This window comes from Brachyspira hampsonii, from assembly GCF_001746205.1.
Taxonomy (GTDB): domain Bacteria; phylum Spirochaetota; class Brachyspiria; order Brachyspirales; family Brachyspiraceae; genus Brachyspira; species Brachyspira hampsonii_B.
In genome coordinates this window covers 836152-854928 of sequence record NZ_MDCO01000012.1, presented here as the reverse complement: position 1 = coordinate 854928, position 18777 = coordinate 836152, and the positions used below count along the sequence as shown (strand labels likewise).

Genomic DNA, 18777 nt, shown 5'->3' with positions numbered 1-18777 from the left:
TATATTAAAGATATAATATCATATAGTTATATATTATCAAGTAAAATTATGTTAATTTATATATATAAAATTTTATACTAATTATAAACTTATGTATTTTTTCCAAATCTTATTGATGTTACATTATATTTATTAAGCCTAAGTATAAACATCGCTAATATTACAGCAAAAAATAATGCTAATATTATAAAATAATTAGCTATAGAAACTGCATTCTCATTTTGTATGCTATTAAGTCTTGCTGATTTTGAATTTATACTCTCATCTATGGCATTAGCTTCGGATATGTTTCCGCTTTCCATTAGAGAACCTTTTCTAATCCTTAAATTATCTATTTCCTGTATTATACTGTCTGCTTCTCTGTCTTTTTTTATATTTTTATAAAGGTTATATCCCCAAGTACCTACACCTATTAATGATAAAATAGAAGTTATTATAATTAATACCAATATAGCAAATCTTCTTTTTTTTATGCTTAAATTCGATATATTTAAAGATTTTGACTTTATCTCCTCAATATGATCTGTAAGTTCTTTAGATTCCGGATATGTCAATTTAGCTTCTTCCATACATGATAAAAGATTAAGCATAGATCTATATCTCTCAGATCTCTGAAATCCTAAATAATATTTATCTATCTCCTTTATTTTATCTTCTACAGTATGTTTAACTGTTTTAGGCTTTAAAAAATATGATTTTTTTTTCTTCTTTTTTTTATTTTCATCATCTGAGTTATCATTTATTTCTTCATCATCATCATTATCTATAAGATTAATATTATTCTCATCATTATTATTAAATCCCTTATCTAATTTTCTAATTCCGCCTAATGTGCTTTCCTGACTTACGGTATTTCCATTCCTATCCTTTATCTGAACTCTGATTCCGAATGTATTTCTGAACATAGCTTCAGCACTTTCTACACTAGTATCTTTATTAATAACTATAAATGCTTTTTGATTTTTTCTAGGGTCAGATATTTCAAATAATTTAATATTGTCAGATTTGTGTGCACCTTTATATATTCCCAAAGATACTCCAAATTCCCTGTCAAAAGCATCAAGAAGTTTTGATATAGACATATCTAATGTAATCTTCATAATAAACAACCTTCATTATAAGATATTTTACCATATTTTACAATAAATAAAACATATATACGCAAAAAAAGAAAAAATATACCATATTAATACTTGATTTTTATTCAGTATAATTTATAATTTAGGCATTAAAAAAATTAAATTTACATGTCCTTATATGACATACTGCCGAGATGGCGAAATTGGTAGACGCAGCAGACTCAAAATCTGCCTGAGGCAACTCAGTGAGGGTTCGAGTCCCTCTCTCGGCACATTAAATTACTATAAATGAGTTTGCCTATGAATTACTCAGCTATAATAATAGATGATGATAATAATAGATTAAATAAAATCAAAGCTGCCTTAGAAAGTTCTTCAATAGAAGTATTCATAGCTGAAAATTTATATGAACTTATAAGTAAAATATATAAATACAGTGTAAAAATTTTGGTATTCAATCCTAATCTTGTATGGATAAATATCATGGAATTCATTGCAGAACTCAAAAAACTTCCAAATTTTAATGAATTTACTATATTCTTTTTATATGAAAATATAGACATAGACTTGGAAAAAGAAGCAAAAAAACATAATATAATATGTATGAAATATCCTCTTCATATAAATAAATTAATAACAAAAATAGAATCTCTATGATTCAACCATAAATTTTATAAAGAAAGTAGTTCCTTCATTTGGTATCGATTCCACTTCTATAGTTCCGTTATGTTCAGATATGATTTTCTCAACAGTGGAAAGTCCTATACCTGTACCCTTTTCTTTTGAAGTAAAATAAGGCTCAAATATTTTATGTAAATTATTTTTTTCTATTCCTATGCCTGTATCTGTAATACTAATAATAAAAAATTCATTCAAATCTATAATTTCATGATATGATGATATATATATTACATATCCTGAAGACTTTTCCATAGCTTCTACAGCATTTTTTATCAAATTTCTAAAAGCCATTATCAATTTTTCTCTATCCATATTAATAAAATAATCATGCTTACTCAATACTACACTAAATTTAATGGAGCTGATATTTTTGAATGATTCTAAAACCTCTATTAAAGCACCATTAATAGACTGCTTCTCATCTGAAAGTTTAATAGCAAATGAAAATTCAGAGAAGGATCTCACCAAATTAGAAATCACATTAGCATTTTTTATTATAATATTGGAAGAATTTTTAGCCCTTTCAACATCTTTTTCAGTCATATTCACAGATATTTTCCTATCTATAAGCTCAGCATTCATTATTATAGGCATAAGCGGATTTTTTATTTCATGAGCCACTTTAATAGCAGCCTCTCTCCAAGTTTCAAGTCTTGCTCTAGTATTTTCTCTATCTCTATGGTATTTTAAAGCCCTAGCCATTACATTGAATCTATGTATTAGATTTCTCATGTCATGTACTCCTCCAAGCTTCATATCTATATTAAAATCAGCATTTGTAATAGAGTTTGTAGCATTAAGTATAAGGCTTATAGGTCCTGTTATTAACCTCGATAAAGCTATTCCAAGTATTATAGAAAAGAATGCAGATATACCAAGAACAAATATATACATCAAGCTAAGTATCATAGAAAACTCATTAGTAAACATATTAACAGAATTATATATCCTAAAGCTTTCTAAAGCATTATTTCTTACTTCTATATAATTTTTGGGCATAGTTTCAGACCATATTACATAATTATTGCTATGAGATAATGGTATAATTGCATTAACATAAAATGAACCGTTATATTCGCTATTAATAAATATTATATTAGTATTAGTTAATTTATAGTTAATATCAAGAGGTATATAATTAGCTGAATTAAAAAAAATTATATTATTTACATTATAGGAATTTGACAAAAATACTACATTATCAAAATATTTAGAAGACTTTATAGTATCACTTATATCTTCATACTTAGAATAGCCTGTTCCTAAATTATCAAACAAATTATTAAAATAATTTATCCCCACTTTTTCTATAATTCCATGCATAAATTCCTGCTTCTCTATTATTTCTCTATTTGAAATATCCATTACATATTCTACAGAACTGTTTATATTTTGATCTAAAAATAAATTTAAATTTGTTTTAATTATATATGTAGATATTTTACTTATAACAATACTTGGAAGCACAGTCATAAGCCCCATAATCAATACTATTACCAATTTTAAATGAGACCCCTCTTTTTTCATTATAGCATCAACAATAAATTTAATTATCACTATAATGCCTATCATAATGCTTGTAAGAGGAAAAAACATTATGGCAAACATATAAAATTGATTTGTAATGTTAGGCTCATATATAAAACTGCTTAGCCATAAAGTAGCTATAAAATTTATTACAGTAAATAAACATATAAGACTTGGAAATAATATACCATATCTAATCTTTATTTTTGATAATATTTTTTTTATAAAATTCATAATATATTATTATTTATTTAAGCATATCTTGTAATATAACTTTCATATCATCTATTTTTTTTAATTGCACAGCATTAATACCAATCTCTAAAGCAGAATTAACATTATTGATATTATCATCTATAAATAGACATTCATCAGCTTTTAAGCAGAATTTATTTAAAAAATGTTCATAAATATCTTTATTCGGCTTAATCATTTTTACATGTGCAGAAACAACACCTCCTATACAAGTATTATCAAAAAAATCCGTTTCTTTTCTCAATACTTCAAATGTTTCAGCCGGCATATTAGAAAGATAGTATATATCATATCCTTTATTTTTATATTCTTTAAGTAAAGATATATTATTATGATTTCTATTAAGGCATAATGTTAATGCACTATCAAATAAATCATCTATAATTTTTTTATATTTCGGATTCATTTGTATAAATAATTTTCTTGCATCATTAAAAGCTAAATCACCCTTATCCATAAGATTCCAATTTTCATTTAGAAATGAACTTTGTAAAAATTGTTCTCTATCTTCAGAAGCTATATATTTATTCATAAATTCATTTACGCTAAATTCATATAATACATTTCCAATATCTGAAATAATATTTTTAATCATAAAATAACCCTTAAAAATTTATTATATATTATATTTTCTATAAAATGTTTGTCAAGTATATTAAAAATTAATCAAAAAGCAAATAAATTTTTAAATATTATGTTAATTTTGTTATTATAGTCTTGACAAATAATTAAAAAGAATTTATATTGTAAGAACTCTGCTGTTCTCGTTGAACGATAGTACATTCTTGCGCCAGTATAAATTAATGCATTAGGGATCTGGAGCGAAGCATTAATGATAGGCTCGCCGTTATCGCGATACGGTTTTGAGAAATCAAGGTCATGTTTCTGAGGAGCCCACCTGACGAAAAAAGTCAGGCGCATTTATGTCGTATACGGCTCAGCGGAGCTCTTTATAATATACAGCCCTAAATTAATCCAACCAACAAAGAAAACATTTCAAGTAAAATTCGCTTTAGCCGATAACTAATATAGTTTCTTGTATCTTTATTAGAAGATAACTATATCTAAAGGTCAAATATTATGAATGAAAATGAAAAACAAAAAATAATGAAGACTATTTTAAGCTTAATGATATCTTTTCTTATCATTTTTATAGCGGCAATGTTTGCCCGTGCTGCAAGCAATACTGTATTGCCTGAAAATAATGCAATAGCAGTGTTCATAAATGATTATTTAGACATGATGATGCAGAGAATAGACAAAATAGCTGTAAAAATGAAAATAAAAAGAAATAGCGTATCTGAGTATCAAGTTAATTTAATAACTCAATCTATATCTGATTATGTAGGATATAGTATGTATCAAACATCAGATTCACTAAAAGATTTCAATCCTAATAATACGCCTTCAAAAACTCAAATAGATAAATATAAAAATAATTATTATAAAATGACTGTAGAAAATCCATATCTGAGAGGTATGACTGTATTTAATATTGAAGGAAAAATGCTTCTTAATTTATATTTATCAAGAAATAAATCTTGGCCTTTAGAGCTTCAGGATAATTTAATAAATGAAATTAAAACAAAAGGTTCATTAGTGCTGAATGCTACAAATGAAAATGCATTCTATATAATGGAGTATATAAAAAATCCTTATGGTGAAATAATAGTTGCCACTAGAAATGATTATGCCTATGTATCTGATATAGCTATGTATTATCAAGTAGCAGATAAAAGACTTTATGTAAGCGATGCTAGAAACTCTGTTTACAATGTCAGAGAAGCCGTTGGAGATAATAATATAGAAAAAGTTTCAAGCGTTATAAATAGATATGCTTACTATAAAAAACAGCCTAGCTTCATGGTTAATGATTCTCTTTCTGTTTCTATGATAGGAAAAGAATATCCTAACTACTTTGAACTTATAGTGCTGGCTATAACCGCATTATTAATACTAGTTTGTCAATTACTTATAAAAGCTATAGTATATTTCTTCAAGTATATTATGCAGGTAAAAAGCAATAAAGATTATGTGGAAAGCATAAAAGGAGATGATGAGCTTATAAGTAAAAATATAGTTAACTCACAACTACCTAAATCAAATCCTATAGAAGAAATGCCTCCTATAGTTCAAAAGGTACAATACAAAATACCTGATGAATATATAAAAAATAATACAGAGTACAAAAATGATGATAAATTCAATATAGGAAAAGATATATTAAATATAGTATCAACTATAAAAGAAGAAATAAATGCATGCAAAAATAAATTTGCTATTGATAAAAAAGATTTAGAGGAAAAATTAGAAAATTTAGAAAACAAAACAGAAGAAATAAAAACTGAAATAGATATAGAAACAGCATTTGCTGATATAAAAAAAGATTTGCAGGAAGAATACAATAGAGCAATAGAAGAAACTTTTTTAGAAGATAGTCTTTATGATATTAGAAGCGATAATGAAGACGAGTATTATGATAATATATCTGTAGATGATTATAAAGTGAAAGAAGAAGAGCAGGAAGAAAATTATGAAAATATTGTAAATGATTATGAGATAAAAGAAGAACAGTATGAAGAAAACTATGATGATATTATAAGTGAGCATAAAGAAGAAGTAAATTATAATAAAGAAGAGTTTATGTCAATATCTAATGAAGAATTAAATAATGTTTCTTCAAGTTTTATTAAAGAAACTTTATATTTAGATGAAAATATACTAAAAAATAATATATCAGATAGTTATGAAAAAGAAGAAAATAGCTCTAAAAATATTAATAATGAATTTAATAAAAAAATAATAAAAAATGAGCTGTTATCAAGCTACAAAGCAAAAGAAGAAGAAAAAAATAAAGAGTATGTGAGAAATTTATTTAATAGCAAAAAATCTGAGAACCATATCAATAATGATTCTCATGATATTAGTATGGATATACTAAATTCATATAATAAAGCTATCGATAATATAAAAAATAAAAATGAAAAAGACGAAGATTCTAAAGAAGATATAAAATCATCTAATTTGGATAATTCATCTAATTCAAAAACAGATGATGTGTTTGCTGCTTTCGATAAAATGTTATCCTCTATAATAAGCAAAGCAGAGGAAGATGCCAAAAGAAGCATAACAAAAAAATAATAGTTGTTTAGAGGTGTTAATATGTCTGACAAAAATAAGATATCTATCTTTGTATATATATCTATACTTATAAATTTAATAGTTCTTGCTTTATTTATTACATTTGTATTCGGTCTGAAAAAAGATGCTTTTGATGTTGATACAAAAAAACTTGATAGAAATGCTTTGATATGTCAGAATAGTATAGTAAATTTGGTTAAGGATTATGATGAAAGACTTAATAAAATAGTTGATAGTTATCCTTTTATCAATCTTTTACAGCAGGTGATATTAAATGGAATAGATACTGCCGAAAGAGATAGAATTATATCAATATTTAGAAGCGGCAATTACCCATTTGATACTGTTGCTCTGTATTTGGCAGATGGTAAATCAGTATTTTCTTCTCCTGTTAAAACTAAGCCTGTAGATTTGGAAAGCTATAAAAACTCTAAAGCTATTGCATTTTTCGATAAAGATTATGATGGTGTATACTTTGTTAAACCTATAAAAAATGACAGAGGAATAGAAGTAGGATATATAGTAGCAAGTGTATTTAAAAAAATATTTGAAAATACTTCATATAATCTTAACTTTGTTGTACTCTCTAATGGTGTACTTTATTATAACCCTTCTATAGACATTAACAGCATATCAATAGACAGTTTAAATCAGTATATGAATAGAGATATAGGAAGTACAGGAAGTATTGAAGCTGATAATAATACATTCGCTTTTTATTCTGGAAAAGTTAAAGATATAGAGAATTTCAGTATAGGTATATTAGAACTTAATGTACCTATAGTTCAAAAATATTTAAAATATATAATATTAGGACTTTTATCTCTGTCTTTTATTTTCTTACTTACAACATCTCTTATAGAAAGATTAAGACCAGCTAGTAATAATATAGCAAATGAGCCTGAAGAAGATTTAGAAGAAAATATATATGATGAAAGCGAACCGCCTATAAACAATTATGCTAATTCTAATATTGTAAATGATGAAGAATTTAATATTGATGATTACAATAATGATTTAGAAGGATTAGATGATGAAAGTATAAAATATTTAAATAAAAAAAATAGAATCACAAAAAACAGTAAAATTGACTTACCTAATATAGATGAAATAGAAGATATAAAAGTTGAAAATGATAGCTCAGATAATGATGATATAATAAAATTAGATGATGTATTAGAAGATGGAGGAGAAACACTTCAAGATAACAATAATGAAGATGAAAATATAAAATTAGAAGATTTATCATATTTGGATAAAGTATTAGATAATGAAAATGATGATGATGAAAGTATAAAATTAGAAAATTTAGATGATGTACCTAATTTAGACGATGTACTTGAAGAAGATAATGATAATTTAAATGATATACCTAACTTAGATGATGTAATCGAAGAAGATAATGATAATTTAGACGATGTACCTAACTTAGATGATGTACTTGAAGAAGATAATGATAATCTAGATGATGTACCTAATTTAGATGATGTACTTGAAGAAGACAATGATGATTTGGAAGATGTACCTAATTTAGATGATGTACTTGAAGAAGACAATGATAATAAAGAATCTGAAGAAGAAAACAAAGATAATGATATGCCGGAAATGAAAGAGTATTCTGATGATGAGCTTTTAGATTCTGACAATATACTAGATGATGATGAAGATAATAATATCAATGACACTGTAGAAGATTTAGATGATATACCTAATTTAGATGATGTACTTGAAGAAGACAATGATAATAAAGAATCTGAAGAAGAAAATAAAGATAATGATATGCCGGAAATGAAAGAGTATTCTGATGATGAGCTTTTAGATTCTGACAATATACTAGATGATGATGAAGATAATAATATCAATGATACTGTAGAAAATTTGGACGATATACCTGATTTGAAAGATGAAATAGAAAATAATGGAGAAGATAATAAAGAAGAACTAGAAGAAACTATTGATAATAAGAATAACTCATCAGATAATGATATTATAAAAGGAATAGATGATATTATAGACGATAATAATGAGGGGGATATTTTGATAAGTCATGGCTCTATTTTAGAAGATGAGATAGTAAAAAAAGAAGAAGAATATTTTTCTTCAAGCGATGCCTTTAATTTTTCTCTTAATAAGGATTTTCTATTAGGTGATTATGATGATGAAGATAATAATAGTAATGAGGAAAATTCTAATATATCACCTAACTTCAATGAAGAATACGATGACGGAGAAGTAATTAAACCTGCAAGCGAAAAAGATACTTTTGATACAGAGGATCTAATAGATAAAGATTTATATGATCCTGAGGAAGTGCCTAAAGTACCAAATGATTTTTACAGAGAGGCAGAAGAAAAAGTAAAAGAAAACATGACTTCTAATTGGAAAAAAGTTTTAAAAGCTCTTAGAGGTAAGAAATTTATTAATAAAAATATGAAAGAAATGTTGGAATGGGTAAAAGATCAGTCAGGATTAGATATTATACATGCTGCTATGCTTAGCAGACAAGATAATGGAAATTATGATATAGTAGAATCTCAAAATATATCAGATAATACAAAAAATAAATTGAGTATTAGCGAGAATGAGCCTTTATTTAAAAAGATTCTATCTCATAAAAAAACATTATATGTATCTGATCCATTTGCTTCGGACTCTATAAAAAATAAATTTGATACTGAAGATAGAAAGGATATTTCCCATATGATATTTGTACCGATAGAAAATGATGAAGGAGGATTAAAATCATTTTTTATAGGACTCTCATCTAATTAGTAAAATAAAAGAGGTTATAAAAAAAATATGGAATATATTATAGTAGTATCAGCATTTATAGTTATAGGAATCATTGTCAGTTTGGTATTCGGTAAAATACTTAAAATAAAAGTATTCGGAGGCTGGGTGATGATGTTTCTTATAGCAACTGTTGGTGCTCTGCTTGGATCTTACTATCTGCCTAGAATAAGTAATATACAATATATAAAAATAAATTTATCATCTGCTGTATTAGGATCTTTTATATTGGTGATTCTTTTATATATATTTACTCCTAAATCTTTGAAATAAAGGATATATAATAAATGTTTATAAAAGAAGTAAAAGAAATAGTAAAACCAATTATAAAAGATGAAGATGCAATAGTCAATATAAGAAAAGCAGCTGAAATAGCACAGGATTCTATTGATTTAGCATTTAAACTTTGCATGTCTGGAGTAAGGGCTTCTAAAGTAGACAAAGAAGTAGAAAAATACATAAAGTCAAAAAATGCCTACCCCGCTAACCTTGAAGTTCCTAATTACGGATTTGCTACAAGCATATCAAGCGGAAATGAAATAGCACATGGCAGACCCACAAACAATAAAATACTTGTTCATGGAGAGCCTGTATGCGTGGATGTAGGAGTTAAATATAACGGATACTATGCTGACTGTGCAAGAACAATAGTTATAGAAGGAGGTATGGGTTCTGTTAATCATAGGGCATATAAACTTATAGATGCCTGCAAAAAATCTTTAGAATATGCTATTTGTAAATTAAAGCCGAATGTACTTTTAAGCGAATACGGGAAAACAGTTGAAAATAAAGTTCATGAATACGGATTTAATGTTATAAAATCGCTTACAGGTCATGGTGTAGGATATGAATATCATGAAGCTCCATATATATTTAATTTCTATCACCCAAATAATGATGTTATATTGGAACCTAATATGGTACTTGCCTTAGAGCTTATGATAACAAACGGTACTGATAAATACGAAAAAGAAAAAGACGGCTGGACTTTATCTACTGCTGACTATTCATTAGCTGTGCATTTTGAACATACTGTTTTAATCACTCAAACAGGCGTGGAAATACTTGGAATAAAAAAATAAAATTATTATTCAAGCCACATAGGTTTTTTTTCAAATCCTACATGATAAGTAAGCCATTGAAGAACTACTTGATGTTCTCCCAAATTAAATAAATAAAAATTTCTTTCTATACCTATAATTTTTCCACGTGGAACTTCATTTAAACATTTATTTAAAAGCTCAGCTGCTTTTTGATAATCTTCTTCTTTATAAGGAACATTCGGATTATTTTGACCAACTATTATTCTTTTTACATATCTTATATTAGTTAAATCAAAATATTTACTTTCAGACATAAAATCTCCTATTTTTATTATACTATAACTAACATTATTTTTTCAGGATTATTTATATATTGATTATTAATTTTTACACCATTTACAGATGAGAAATAAATCTCATATTTATCATCTGTAAAGTAATCATATAGACAAAATACATTATTATATGGTTGATAAGCAGTAATACTAAAACTTATATCAAAATCATAATTTATATAAGAAAAAAAATTATAAACATCTTTTCTATTGAATTGATATTGTAAAAGAGGTATAAGAGAAAAATACTTTTTAAAAAGCTCTTTCTCATAAACCTCTTTCATCAATACAGCTTTTTCGTCTAAAATATCTTTGATAGACTTAAAACTAATAATCATAACTTGTTGTTTTTAATCTAAAAAATAATTAAAATTTATTTACCAGAGTTATTACCAGAGTTATTAGATGCTGTAGGAGCAATTGTAGCATTTAGTATATCAAAAACTCTAGCTAATCCCTCAGGCATTCCCTGATCAGAAGCATGTACTTCTACATGATATTTAGCTGAAGTATCTGTTTTTCTAGTATTTTCTTTATGAGAACTTATACTTCCTTTTATATTAGTATGAGAAGAAAATATACCAAATCCTAATTTAGCACTTGTATCTGTTGTTACATTTGAATCATCTGATGATTTTACTTCTTCCATAGTTTTTACTTCCATATCAAAAGTAATATCAACAGTATCTACAAATAAAGATGGTACTTTAACTATGCTAAGCAAAGGAACATCTAATTTCATCTCTACTGGAGTATCCTCATACTCAGCAGGTTTATTTTCACTACCTGTACCATCCTTTAAAGTTTTTTCATTTCTTGTAAATAAAATCCTAACAATTCTAAGTTTACTATATTCATCTTTATTCGAAGATTTATCATCTTTCTCAAAACCTACTGTTTCAATAAATTCTTTAGTGCTATTAGCCAACTTTAATTGAGCTTCAGCTACTGCTTCTAAAGGTCCTCCTATAAGTGATGACATTGGAAGACCTGTAAATTGGTCTTGTATAACTGTATTACCCATAATTTCCTCCTAAAAATTTAATTTTTATATAAAAATCACTATAAGTAATTTATAGGTTTAAATTTCAATAAATTCTATTAAAAATTTATACCACATATTTTACTGTATTTAGCGATATTTAATTTTATACTGATTTTGCATGATCATATTTTTATTATTTTTTATTATCCTTCATCATTATAAAACCCTGATTTGAATTTGCTATTTCATTCATAAGTTTAGACATACCCTCACTGTTTTCTGTCTTTTTTATTGAAATATGAATATGAATATTTGTACCTTTATCATTCATAGCAGTATTTTTTATATCAACAGACACATCAGGGCAACTATTAAAGCTACTTAAACTTTCTACTACATCATCTTCATGAAGGTTATTAAATGATGATTTATCATTAGGTTTTTCTGACTTTACAAGCTCAAGGACACCAATATCAAACGAAGCTGTTATTGAATCTATATTTAATTGTGTTATTGGGAGCAAATTTATATAAGGAACACAATAATATTTATTACCATATTGATTATTTTCATCAGGTATACCTATTTTTAATCTTATAGGAAATACTCCTGATAAATATTCATCATTGTTATTTTTAGAATATTTATTTTCTTTTTTCTTAAAGTATTTTGATAAATTAGCTAATTGCGTTTCTTCTAATTGGGCTTCTGCTTCAGCAACTGATTTAGCAATGGCAGTAATAACTTCATTAAACTTGGTCATAAATAACTCCTAATGTTTATAATTATAATTAATACTTTTCTTATTAAAACAAATTATAGTACACCTTTTTATCATAAAGTTACTATTTAATGATTCTACATATTATTTTTATTCATTACTATACATTTTACACTATTTATTTTTTGTTTATTTAATTTAGTAATGGAAAGTTTGTAGAAAATGATATATACTGATATTAAATTTAATTTGAGGAATATATTTATGGGAAGCGTATTTGGAAATAATATTAAATTAAGTTTATTTGGAGAATCACATGGCGAGGCTATAGGCTGCGTTATAGACGGTTTTCCTTACGGTATTAATATGGATAATGATTTTATAGAAAGAGAAATGGATAGAAGAAGAGCAAAAAATGCAAAGCTCACAACTGCCCGAACAGAATCTGACAAACCAGAAATATTATCAGGCATTTTAGAAAATAAAAGCACAGGTATGCCTATTGCTGCAATAATTAAAAATGAAAACAAAAGAAGCGGTGATTATTCCAATTTAAAAACTCTGCCTAGACCTTCACATAGTGATTATACTGCAATGCTCAGATATGATGGATTTAATGATATAAGAGGAGGAGGACATTTTTCCGGAAGGTTAACTGCCCCTTTAGTATTTGCAGGAGCATTAGCAAAATTAGCTTTAAAAGAAAAATTTAATATAGAAATAGCTGCCCATATTAAACAAATATACAATATAAAAGATAAATACCCTAATAATACATTCCCATCTTATAAAGAGTTTGTAAATAATTATAATAAAGAATTAAGTGTATTTGATAATGAAGCTATGTATAAAATGATAAAAACTATTGAAGAAGCAAAAATGAATATGGATTCAGTTGGAGGAATTATAACTGCTGCTGTATTTAATATGCCCGCTGGTTTTGGAGATCCTTTTTATTCATCTATAGAAAGCAGAATAGCCCAATCTGTATTTGCTGTACCTGCTGTAAAAGGAATCGATTTCGGACTTGGTTTTGATTTTGTTAATTATAAAGCTAGCGAATGCAATGATGCCTACACAATAAAAGATGATAATAATATAAAAAAAATAGAAACAAAAACTAATAATAACGGAGGTATACTAGGAGGAATATCCAACGGCATGCCTATAATAATTAATACTGTAATAAAACCAACTCCGTCAATCTCTAAAAAACAATTAACTTTAAATATAGAAACCAAAGAAGAAGAAACTCTTGTTATTAAGGGGCGTCATGATCCTTGCATAGCCGTAAGGGCTGTGCCTGTTATAGAATCTGCTATTGCTGTTTCAATATTAGATTTATGCTTAGATATGAAAGGAAAATTTATTTAATACTGCAAGAATAGTATATTTTTACAGTATTAAAAATTTGTAATTAATTAAAAATTGTATATACTATATAAAATAAAACATTATAGGATATTAAGTGAAAAAAATATTTACAGATATACCTCATCCGATAAAAGAAGTAGCAAGAATACTATATGTTGAAGGTTTTCAATGTTTTTTAGTAGGCGGTGCAGTTAGAGATTCTATAATGGGCATTACTCCGCATGAATATGATATCACCACAGATGCCAGACCTGAAGATGTACAAAGAATATTTAAATATACAATTCCAACAGGCATAAAGCATGGAACCATACTAGTAATTATAGAAGATATGCATGTAGAAATAACAACCTTTAGAAGTGATGGAAATTACAGTGACGGAAGACACCCTGATAATGTTGTATATGCTTCTAGTATAGAGGAAGATTTGCCTAGAAGGGATTTAACAATAAATGCTATGGCGTATAATATTTTAGACGGAAGTCTGATAGATATGTTTGACGGCATGAAAGATATAAAGAAAAAAATAGTAAAATCTGTAGGCAATCCTTATGAAAGATTCAGAGAAGACGGACTTAGAATAATGCGTGCCATAAGATTTGCTACAAAATTAGATTTCGATATAGAAAAAGAAACATTTGATGCTATAACGCACTCTACAGGAATGCTTGCTTCAATTGCAGCAGAAAGAATAAGAGAAGAATTTAACGGCATACTATTATCCAAAAACCCTTTCAGAGGTTTAGAATTACTTAGAAAAACAGGTGTATTATCTTTAATACTGCCTGAACTTATGCAGGGGTTTGGAGTAAATCAGAATAAATTCCATAAGTATGATGTTTATTATCATATTCTTCATACAGTACAATCAGTAGAACCTTTAGAAACTGAAGAATTAACATTATTGGTAAGGCTTGCAGCACTATTTCATGATATAGCTAAACCTATGGTTCAAAAAAAAGTGTCTAAACAAGATGATCCTGTTTATTATAATCATGAGGTTGTAGGAGCTAATGTTGCCAAAAAAATAATGAAGAGATTAAAATATTCTAATGCTGAAATAGATTTTGTTACATTATTGGTAAGACAGCATATGTTTTACTATCAAGATGAATGGACTGACGGTGCGGTTAGAAGATTTATGCGTGCTATTGGCGTTGAAAATATAAAACCTCTTTTAAGATTAAGAGAAGCGGACAGACTTGGAAGCGGAAACAGAAAAGATAAAGAAAGCAAAGCTATACCTAAATTATTGGCTAGAATAGACAAGATAATCGAAGAAGAAAATGCTATTACAGTAAAAGATCTAAAAATAGACGGAAATGATTTAATCAATGAATTTAATTTAAATCCAGGACCTTTAATAGGAAAAATACTCAATTATTTATTGGATTTAATATTAGATGAACCAGAATTGAATAATAAAGAATTCCTTATGGAAAAAACAAAAAACTTTTTAGAGAGTAACAATATAAAAGATGGGGTTTAAAAATGTATTTGCTTTCAGATATAGGAAACACTAGAGTTAAGCTAGGAATTTTTGAAGAAAAAAATTGCAAACCTTTATACTATAAAGCTATAGAGCATAGCAATGCTTTAGATCTAGTAAATGCATTAAATGAAATAAAAAATAATCATACAGATATAAAGAATGTATTTTACAGCAGTGTTTCACTAAAAGTAAATGATCTATTTGAAGGCAGCATAGAAGATTGTTTTAATATGAAACCTCATAGAGTTACTCATAATAATATTGAATTAAAAGATAATTATTATCAGCCTAGAGATTCTGTTGGTATAGATAGAATATTATCCACTTATGCCTCTATATGTCTTGAAAACGGCGGCAGCACAAATAATGAAGAGAAATATGCTTCAATAGTTATAGATATGGGTACAGCTACTACAATAAGCATTATGATTTCAGATTTTACCTTTTTAGGCGGTATGATTATAGCAGGTACAAAAACAAGTTATCAGGCATTATCAAATGTTACTTCTCTACCATATTATGAAATAGGTCCTATAGAATCAATTCCTAATCCTATAAACAATAATGTAAAAGATGCGATAATGTCAGGTGCTATATACAATACAATAGGTACTGTTAACTATGCTGTATCAGAAACCAAAAAATATATAAAATCTAAATATAATATTAAATGCAAAATATTTTTAACAGGCGGAATATCCAATTTAAAATTATTGAAATGCAAAGTATATCCGTTTCTAGTTTTACAGGGTATTTATTTTAATATGATACATAAAAAATAATTTTAAATAATAAAATTGCAATGATATATTATTTAATACATATACAATTTGCTAATAATAAAAAACATGTACTCTATAAAATAGAAAGTTTATCAATGACTTTATGAAATACCCGCTTATGTAATTAATAATATTTATAAAAATATTAAATAATTGTAAAGTTAAAATACAAAATTAATCTGCTAGAAAAGTTAATAAATCTTAAAAAAGATAATTAAATTTTATTTAATTTTATATTTAACAATAAATATATAGTACATGAATAATATATATAAGCAAATCACAATATTAGAACAAAAAAGTTAATTATAAAAAAATTATAATAATTGTACAGTATTTTATTTATTATGATAAGAATTCTTTATTTATTGTACTAAAAATATACTTTTAATACCGCTATAATTTGACAAATGAAAAAAAACTGATATACTTAAAATTATATATAAGAAAAGAATGGAGGAGTTTCAATGACTATAGGTAAAGTAACTATACAAAACGATACAGGACTTCATGCTCGACCTGGTAATGAATTCGTAACATTTATAAAATCATTAGCAGGATGCAAAATAGAAGTAGAAAATGAAAATGGTAAAAGAGTTAATGCCTCATCTCTTTTAAAAGTTTTGTCATTAGGTGTAAAAAAAGGCTCTGTGCTCACAGTTTATTGTGATGGAGAGAATGAAGAAGAAAATCTAAAAAAGATAGAAGAATTTATATCTAATTTAAAAGACTAATTAATTTTTTATTTATGGAATTATAGTATGGAAAAAAGAATTACTGGAATAGGGGTTTCCCCTGGTATAGCTATAGGTAAAGTTTATCTATTTTTTAAAAAAGATATAGTAATTTCTAAATGCCCATGTAAAGATGTAGATACTGAAAAGGCTAAATTATTAGAAGCTAGAAATAAAACAAAAGAACAGCTTATAAAAATAAGAGAAACTACAGCTAAAAAAGTTTCAGAAGAAAAAGCGGAAATATTTGATGCTCATATAACTTTGCTTGAAGATGAAGATTTGCTGGAAGAAGTTAATAACATTATAACTGATGATAAAGTTTGTGCTGAATATGCTTTATCACAAGGTGTAGAAGTTTATACTAAAATGTTAAGCGAAGTTGAAGATGAATATTTAAGAGAGAGGGCTGGAGATTTAGTTGATATTTCTGACAGATGGATAAGAAATATTCAAGGTGAAGAGATAGTTGATGTTTCTAATCTTCCTAAAGATTCCATAGTAATTGCAAGAGATTTAACTCCTTCTGATACTGCTAATTTAGATTTGGAGAATACTCTTGCATTCGTTACAGAAATAGGAGGAAGAACTTCACATACATCTATTATGGCTAGATCTTTAGAGCTTCCTGCTGTTGTGGGTGTAGGCGATAATTTAAAAGATGTAGAAAATGAGCAGATTATAATAGTTAATGGAAATACAGGTTCGGTGATAGTAAATCCTACTAAAGAATCTATAGATGAATGCCTAAAACTTAAAGAAGAATTCGATAAGAAAAGAGCTTTATTAAAGGAATATGCTCATAAAGATGCTATATCTAAAGACGGAACAAAAATCAGAGTATATGCTAATATAGGTTCTCCTGCTGATTTAGGCGGGGTTTTGAAAAATGGAGCTGATGGTATAGGGCTTTATAGAACAGAGTTTCTTTTTATGGAAAATACCGACTTCCCTACAGAAGAAGAACAGTTTAAGGCTTATAAAGAAGTAGCTGTTGCTATGAGCGGACATACTGTTACAATAAGAACTATGGACATAGGAGGAGATAAATATCTTCCTTATTTGGAAATGCCTAAAGAAGAAAATCCTGCACTTGGATGGAGAGCTTTAAGAATCTGTTTGGATAAAACTTCTATTATTAAAACACAATTCAGAGCATTGCTTAGAGCTTCTGCTTTTGGAAAAATAAAAGTTATGCTTCCTATGATAGTATCTATAGAAGAACTTCGTAAGGCTAAAGCTATATTCAATGAATGTAAATTAGAACTTATGAAAGAAAATATAGCATTTAATGAGGCTTTAGAATTGGGTATGATGATAGAAACCCCTTCAGTTGTATTTAGGGCTGAAGCATTTGCAAGGGAATCTGATTTCTTTTCAATAGGTACTAATGATTTAACACAATATACTTTGGCTTCAGATAGAGGAAATGAAAAAATAGCTGCCATTTGCGATCCTTACAATCCATCTGTACTTATAGCTATAAAAATGGCTATAGAAGGAGCACATGCAAGCGGAATTATTATTTCTATGTGCGGAGAATTGGCAGGAGATTTACTTGCTGTGCCATTACTTTTTGGACTTGGTCTTGATGTATTCTCAATGTCTGCTATATCAATACCTGAAGTTAAGAAAATGATTATATCTTTAGATAAAACTGAGTGTAAGATGCTTGCAAAAAGGGTTCTTACTTTGGATACTGCTGATGAGGTAAAAGCAGAATTATTAAGATTTTTAGAGATACATGAAAAGGGTGAAACAATAAGCTATTAAAAAATATTAACAGAAATATAAAAAGGGGAGCAATTTATTGCTCCCCTTTTTCTTATATATGTTTT

At 26.9% G+C, this 18777-nt stretch carries 17 protein-coding genes and 1 tRNA gene; 11 read left to right on the top strand and 7 right to left on the bottom strand.

Features of this window, described 5'->3' with window-relative positions; genetic code table 11:
- Positions 1–89: 89 nt before the first annotated feature.
- Complete coding sequence (locus tag BFL38_RS12765; protein ID WP_069727382.1) at positions 90–1100, bottom strand: hypothetical protein; 1011 nt, start codon at positions 1098–1100, stop codon at positions 90–92.
- Between the two features lie 167 nt (positions 1101–1267).
- On the opposite strand from BFL38_RS12765, the gene BFL38_RS12760 reads away from it, so the two are divergent.
- Both BFL38_RS12760 and BFL38_RS12755 read left to right on the top strand, forming a co-directional pair.
- Positions 1268–1351, top strand: a tRNA-Leu gene (locus tag BFL38_RS12760).
- A 28-nt stretch (positions 1352–1379) separates the two neighbouring features.
- Positions 1380–1736 (top strand): response regulator, encoded by a 357-nt coding sequence (locus tag BFL38_RS12755; protein WP_008722389.1) that lies wholly within the window; start codon positions 1380–1382, stop codon positions 1734–1736.
- Here the strand turns inward: BFL38_RS12755 and BFL38_RS12750 are convergent.
- Positions 1731–3521: a sensor histidine kinase gene (locus tag BFL38_RS12750; protein WP_069727381.1), complete on the bottom strand. Its 1791-nt coding sequence runs from the start codon at positions 3519–3521 to the stop codon at positions 1731–1733. The genes BFL38_RS12755 and BFL38_RS12750 overlap by 6 nt on opposite strands.
- A 13-nt stretch (positions 3522–3534) precedes the next feature.
- On the bottom strand, positions 3535–4137 hold the full coding sequence (locus BFL38_RS12745; protein WP_069727380.1) for an HAD-IA family hydrolase: 603 nt from the start codon (positions 4135–4137) through the stop codon (positions 3535–3537).
- Positions 4138–4622: 485 nt separating this feature from the next.
- Here BFL38_RS12745 and BFL38_RS12740 point away from each other — a divergent pair, with 485 nt between their 5' ends.
- Genes BFL38_RS12740 through map form a run of 4 tightly spaced genes read left to right on the top strand, consistent with a single transcriptional unit; the run spans position 4623 to position 10555 of the window.
- Positions 4623–6683, top strand: coding sequence for a hypothetical protein (locus tag BFL38_RS12740; protein WP_069727379.1), 2061 nt, complete (start codon positions 4623–4625; stop codon positions 6681–6683).
- A gap of 21 nt (positions 6684–6704) precedes the next feature.
- A complete protein-coding gene (locus tag BFL38_RS12735) occupies positions 6705–9455 on the top strand; it encodes a midas domain-containing protein (protein ID WP_069727378.1) in 2751 nt (916 codons plus the stop codon).
- Positions 9456–9482: 27 nt separating this feature from the next.
- Positions 9483–9746: a hypothetical protein gene (locus BFL38_RS12730; protein WP_069727377.1), complete on the top strand. Its 264-nt coding sequence runs from the start codon at positions 9483–9485 to the stop codon at positions 9744–9746.
- 14 nt (positions 9747–9760) lie between these two features.
- Positions 9761–10555, top strand: coding sequence for a type I methionyl aminopeptidase (map, locus tag BFL38_RS12725; protein ID WP_069727376.1), 795 nt, complete (start codon positions 9761–9763; stop codon positions 10553–10555).
- Positions 10556–10560: 5 nt separating this feature from the next.
- Here map and BFL38_RS12720 read toward each other — a convergent pair whose 3' ends face one another.
- From BFL38_RS12720 to BFL38_RS12705, 4 genes are all read right to left on the bottom strand, one after another.
- Positions 10561–10830 carry a hypothetical protein gene (locus BFL38_RS12720; RefSeq protein WP_069727375.1) on the bottom strand — a complete coding sequence of 90 codons (270 nt, stop codon included), beginning with the start codon at positions 10828–10830 and terminating at the stop codon, positions 10561–10563.
- A 17-nt stretch (positions 10831–10847) separates the two neighbouring features.
- On the bottom strand, positions 10848–11189 hold the full coding sequence (locus BFL38_RS12715; protein ID WP_069727374.1) for a hypothetical protein: 342 nt from the start codon (positions 11187–11189) through the stop codon (positions 10848–10850).
- 35 nt (positions 11190–11224) lie between these two features.
- The gene (locus BFL38_RS12710; protein WP_069727373.1) at positions 11225–11875 is read right to left on the bottom strand and encodes a DUF2589 domain-containing protein; all 651 of its coding nucleotides are present in this window, start codon (positions 11873–11875) and stop codon (positions 11225–11227) included.
- 154 nt (positions 11876–12029) lie between these two features.
- Complete coding sequence (locus BFL38_RS12705; RefSeq protein ID WP_069727372.1) at positions 12030–12599, bottom strand: DUF2589 domain-containing protein; 570 nt, start codon at positions 12597–12599, stop codon at positions 12030–12032.
- A gap of 222 nt (positions 12600–12821) precedes the next feature.
- On the opposite strand from BFL38_RS12705, the gene aroC reads away from it, so the two are divergent.
- The 5 genes from aroC to ptsP all read left to right on the top strand — a co-directional run bounded on the left by aroC (position 12822) and on the right by ptsP (position 18712).
- Complete coding sequence (aroC, locus tag BFL38_RS12700; protein WP_069727482.1) at positions 12822–13931, top strand: chorismate synthase; 1110 nt, start codon at positions 12822–12824, stop codon at positions 13929–13931.
- A gap of 94 nt (positions 13932–14025) precedes the next feature.
- Positions 14026–15420: a CCA tRNA nucleotidyltransferase gene (locus BFL38_RS12695; RefSeq protein WP_069727371.1), complete on the top strand. Its 1395-nt coding sequence runs from the start codon at positions 14026–14028 to the stop codon at positions 15418–15420.
- A 2-nt stretch (positions 15421–15422) separates the two neighbouring features.
- On the top strand, positions 15423–16205 hold the full coding sequence (locus BFL38_RS12690) for a type III pantothenate kinase (protein ID WP_069727370.1): 783 nt from the start codon (positions 15423–15425) through the stop codon (positions 16203–16205).
- Positions 16206–16672: 467 nt separating this feature from the next.
- Positions 16673–16939, top strand: a complete 267-nt coding sequence (locus tag BFL38_RS12685) for an HPr family phosphocarrier protein (RefSeq protein WP_069727369.1) — start codon at positions 16673–16675, stop codon at positions 16937–16939.
- 27 nt (positions 16940–16966) lie between these two features.
- Positions 16967–18712 (top strand): phosphoenolpyruvate--protein phosphotransferase, encoded by a 1746-nt coding sequence (gene ptsP, locus BFL38_RS12680; RefSeq protein ID WP_069727368.1) that lies wholly within the window; start codon positions 16967–16969, stop codon positions 18710–18712.
- Positions 18713–18777 lie beyond the last annotated feature (65 nt).

What these genes read in the sequence shown, in the direction of transcription:
- BFL38_RS12765 (WP_069727382.1), bottom strand. Translation starts at nt 1,100, where the DNA reads ATGAAGATTACATTAGATATGTCTATATCAAAACTTCTTGATGCTTTT.
- BFL38_RS12755 (WP_008722389.1), top strand. Translation starts at nt 1,380, where the DNA reads ATGAATTACTCAGCTATAATAATAGATGATGATAATAATAGATTAAAT.
- BFL38_RS12750 (WP_069727381.1), bottom strand. Translation starts at nt 3,521, where the DNA reads ATGAATTTTATAAAAAAAATATTATCAAAAATAAAGATTAGATATGGT.
- BFL38_RS12745 (WP_069727380.1), bottom strand. Translation starts at nt 4,137, where the DNA reads ATGATTAAAAATATTATTTCAGATATTGGAAATGTATTATATGAATTT.
- BFL38_RS12740 (WP_069727379.1), top strand. Translation starts at nt 4,623, where the DNA reads ATGAATGAAAATGAAAAACAAAAAATAATGAAGACTATTTTAAGCTTA.
- BFL38_RS12735 (WP_069727378.1), top strand. Translation starts at nt 6,705, where the DNA reads ATGTCTGACAAAAATAAGATATCTATCTTTGTATATATATCTATACTT.
- BFL38_RS12730 (WP_069727377.1), top strand. Translation starts at nt 9,483, where the DNA reads ATGGAATATATTATAGTAGTATCAGCATTTATAGTTATAGGAATCATT.
- map (WP_069727376.1), top strand. Translation starts at nt 9,761, where the DNA reads ATGTTTATAAAAGAAGTAAAAGAAATAGTAAAACCAATTATAAAAGAT.
- BFL38_RS12720 (WP_069727375.1), bottom strand. Translation starts at nt 10,830, where the DNA reads ATGTCTGAAAGTAAATATTTTGATTTAACTAATATAAGATATGTAAAA.
- BFL38_RS12715 (WP_069727374.1), bottom strand. Translation starts at nt 11,189, where the DNA reads ATGATTATTAGTTTTAAGTCTATCAAAGATATTTTAGACGAAAAAGCT.
- BFL38_RS12710 (WP_069727373.1), bottom strand. Translation starts at nt 11,875, where the DNA reads ATGGGTAATACAGTTATACAAGACCAATTTACAGGTCTTCCAATGTCA.
- BFL38_RS12705 (WP_069727372.1), bottom strand. Translation starts at nt 12,599, where the DNA reads ATGACCAAGTTTAATGAAGTTATTACTGCCATTGCTAAATCAGTTGCT.
- aroC (WP_069727482.1), top strand. Translation starts at nt 12,822, where the DNA reads ATGGGAAGCGTATTTGGAAATAATATTAAATTAAGTTTATTTGGAGAA.
- BFL38_RS12690 (WP_069727370.1), top strand. Translation starts at nt 15,423, where the DNA reads ATGTATTTGCTTTCAGATATAGGAAACACTAGAGTTAAGCTAGGAATT.
- BFL38_RS12685 (WP_069727369.1), top strand. Translation starts at nt 16,673, where the DNA reads ATGACTATAGGTAAAGTAACTATACAAAACGATACAGGACTTCATGCT.
- ptsP (WP_069727368.1), top strand. Translation starts at nt 16,967, where the DNA reads ATGGAAAAAAGAATTACTGGAATAGGGGTTTCCCCTGGTATAGCTATA.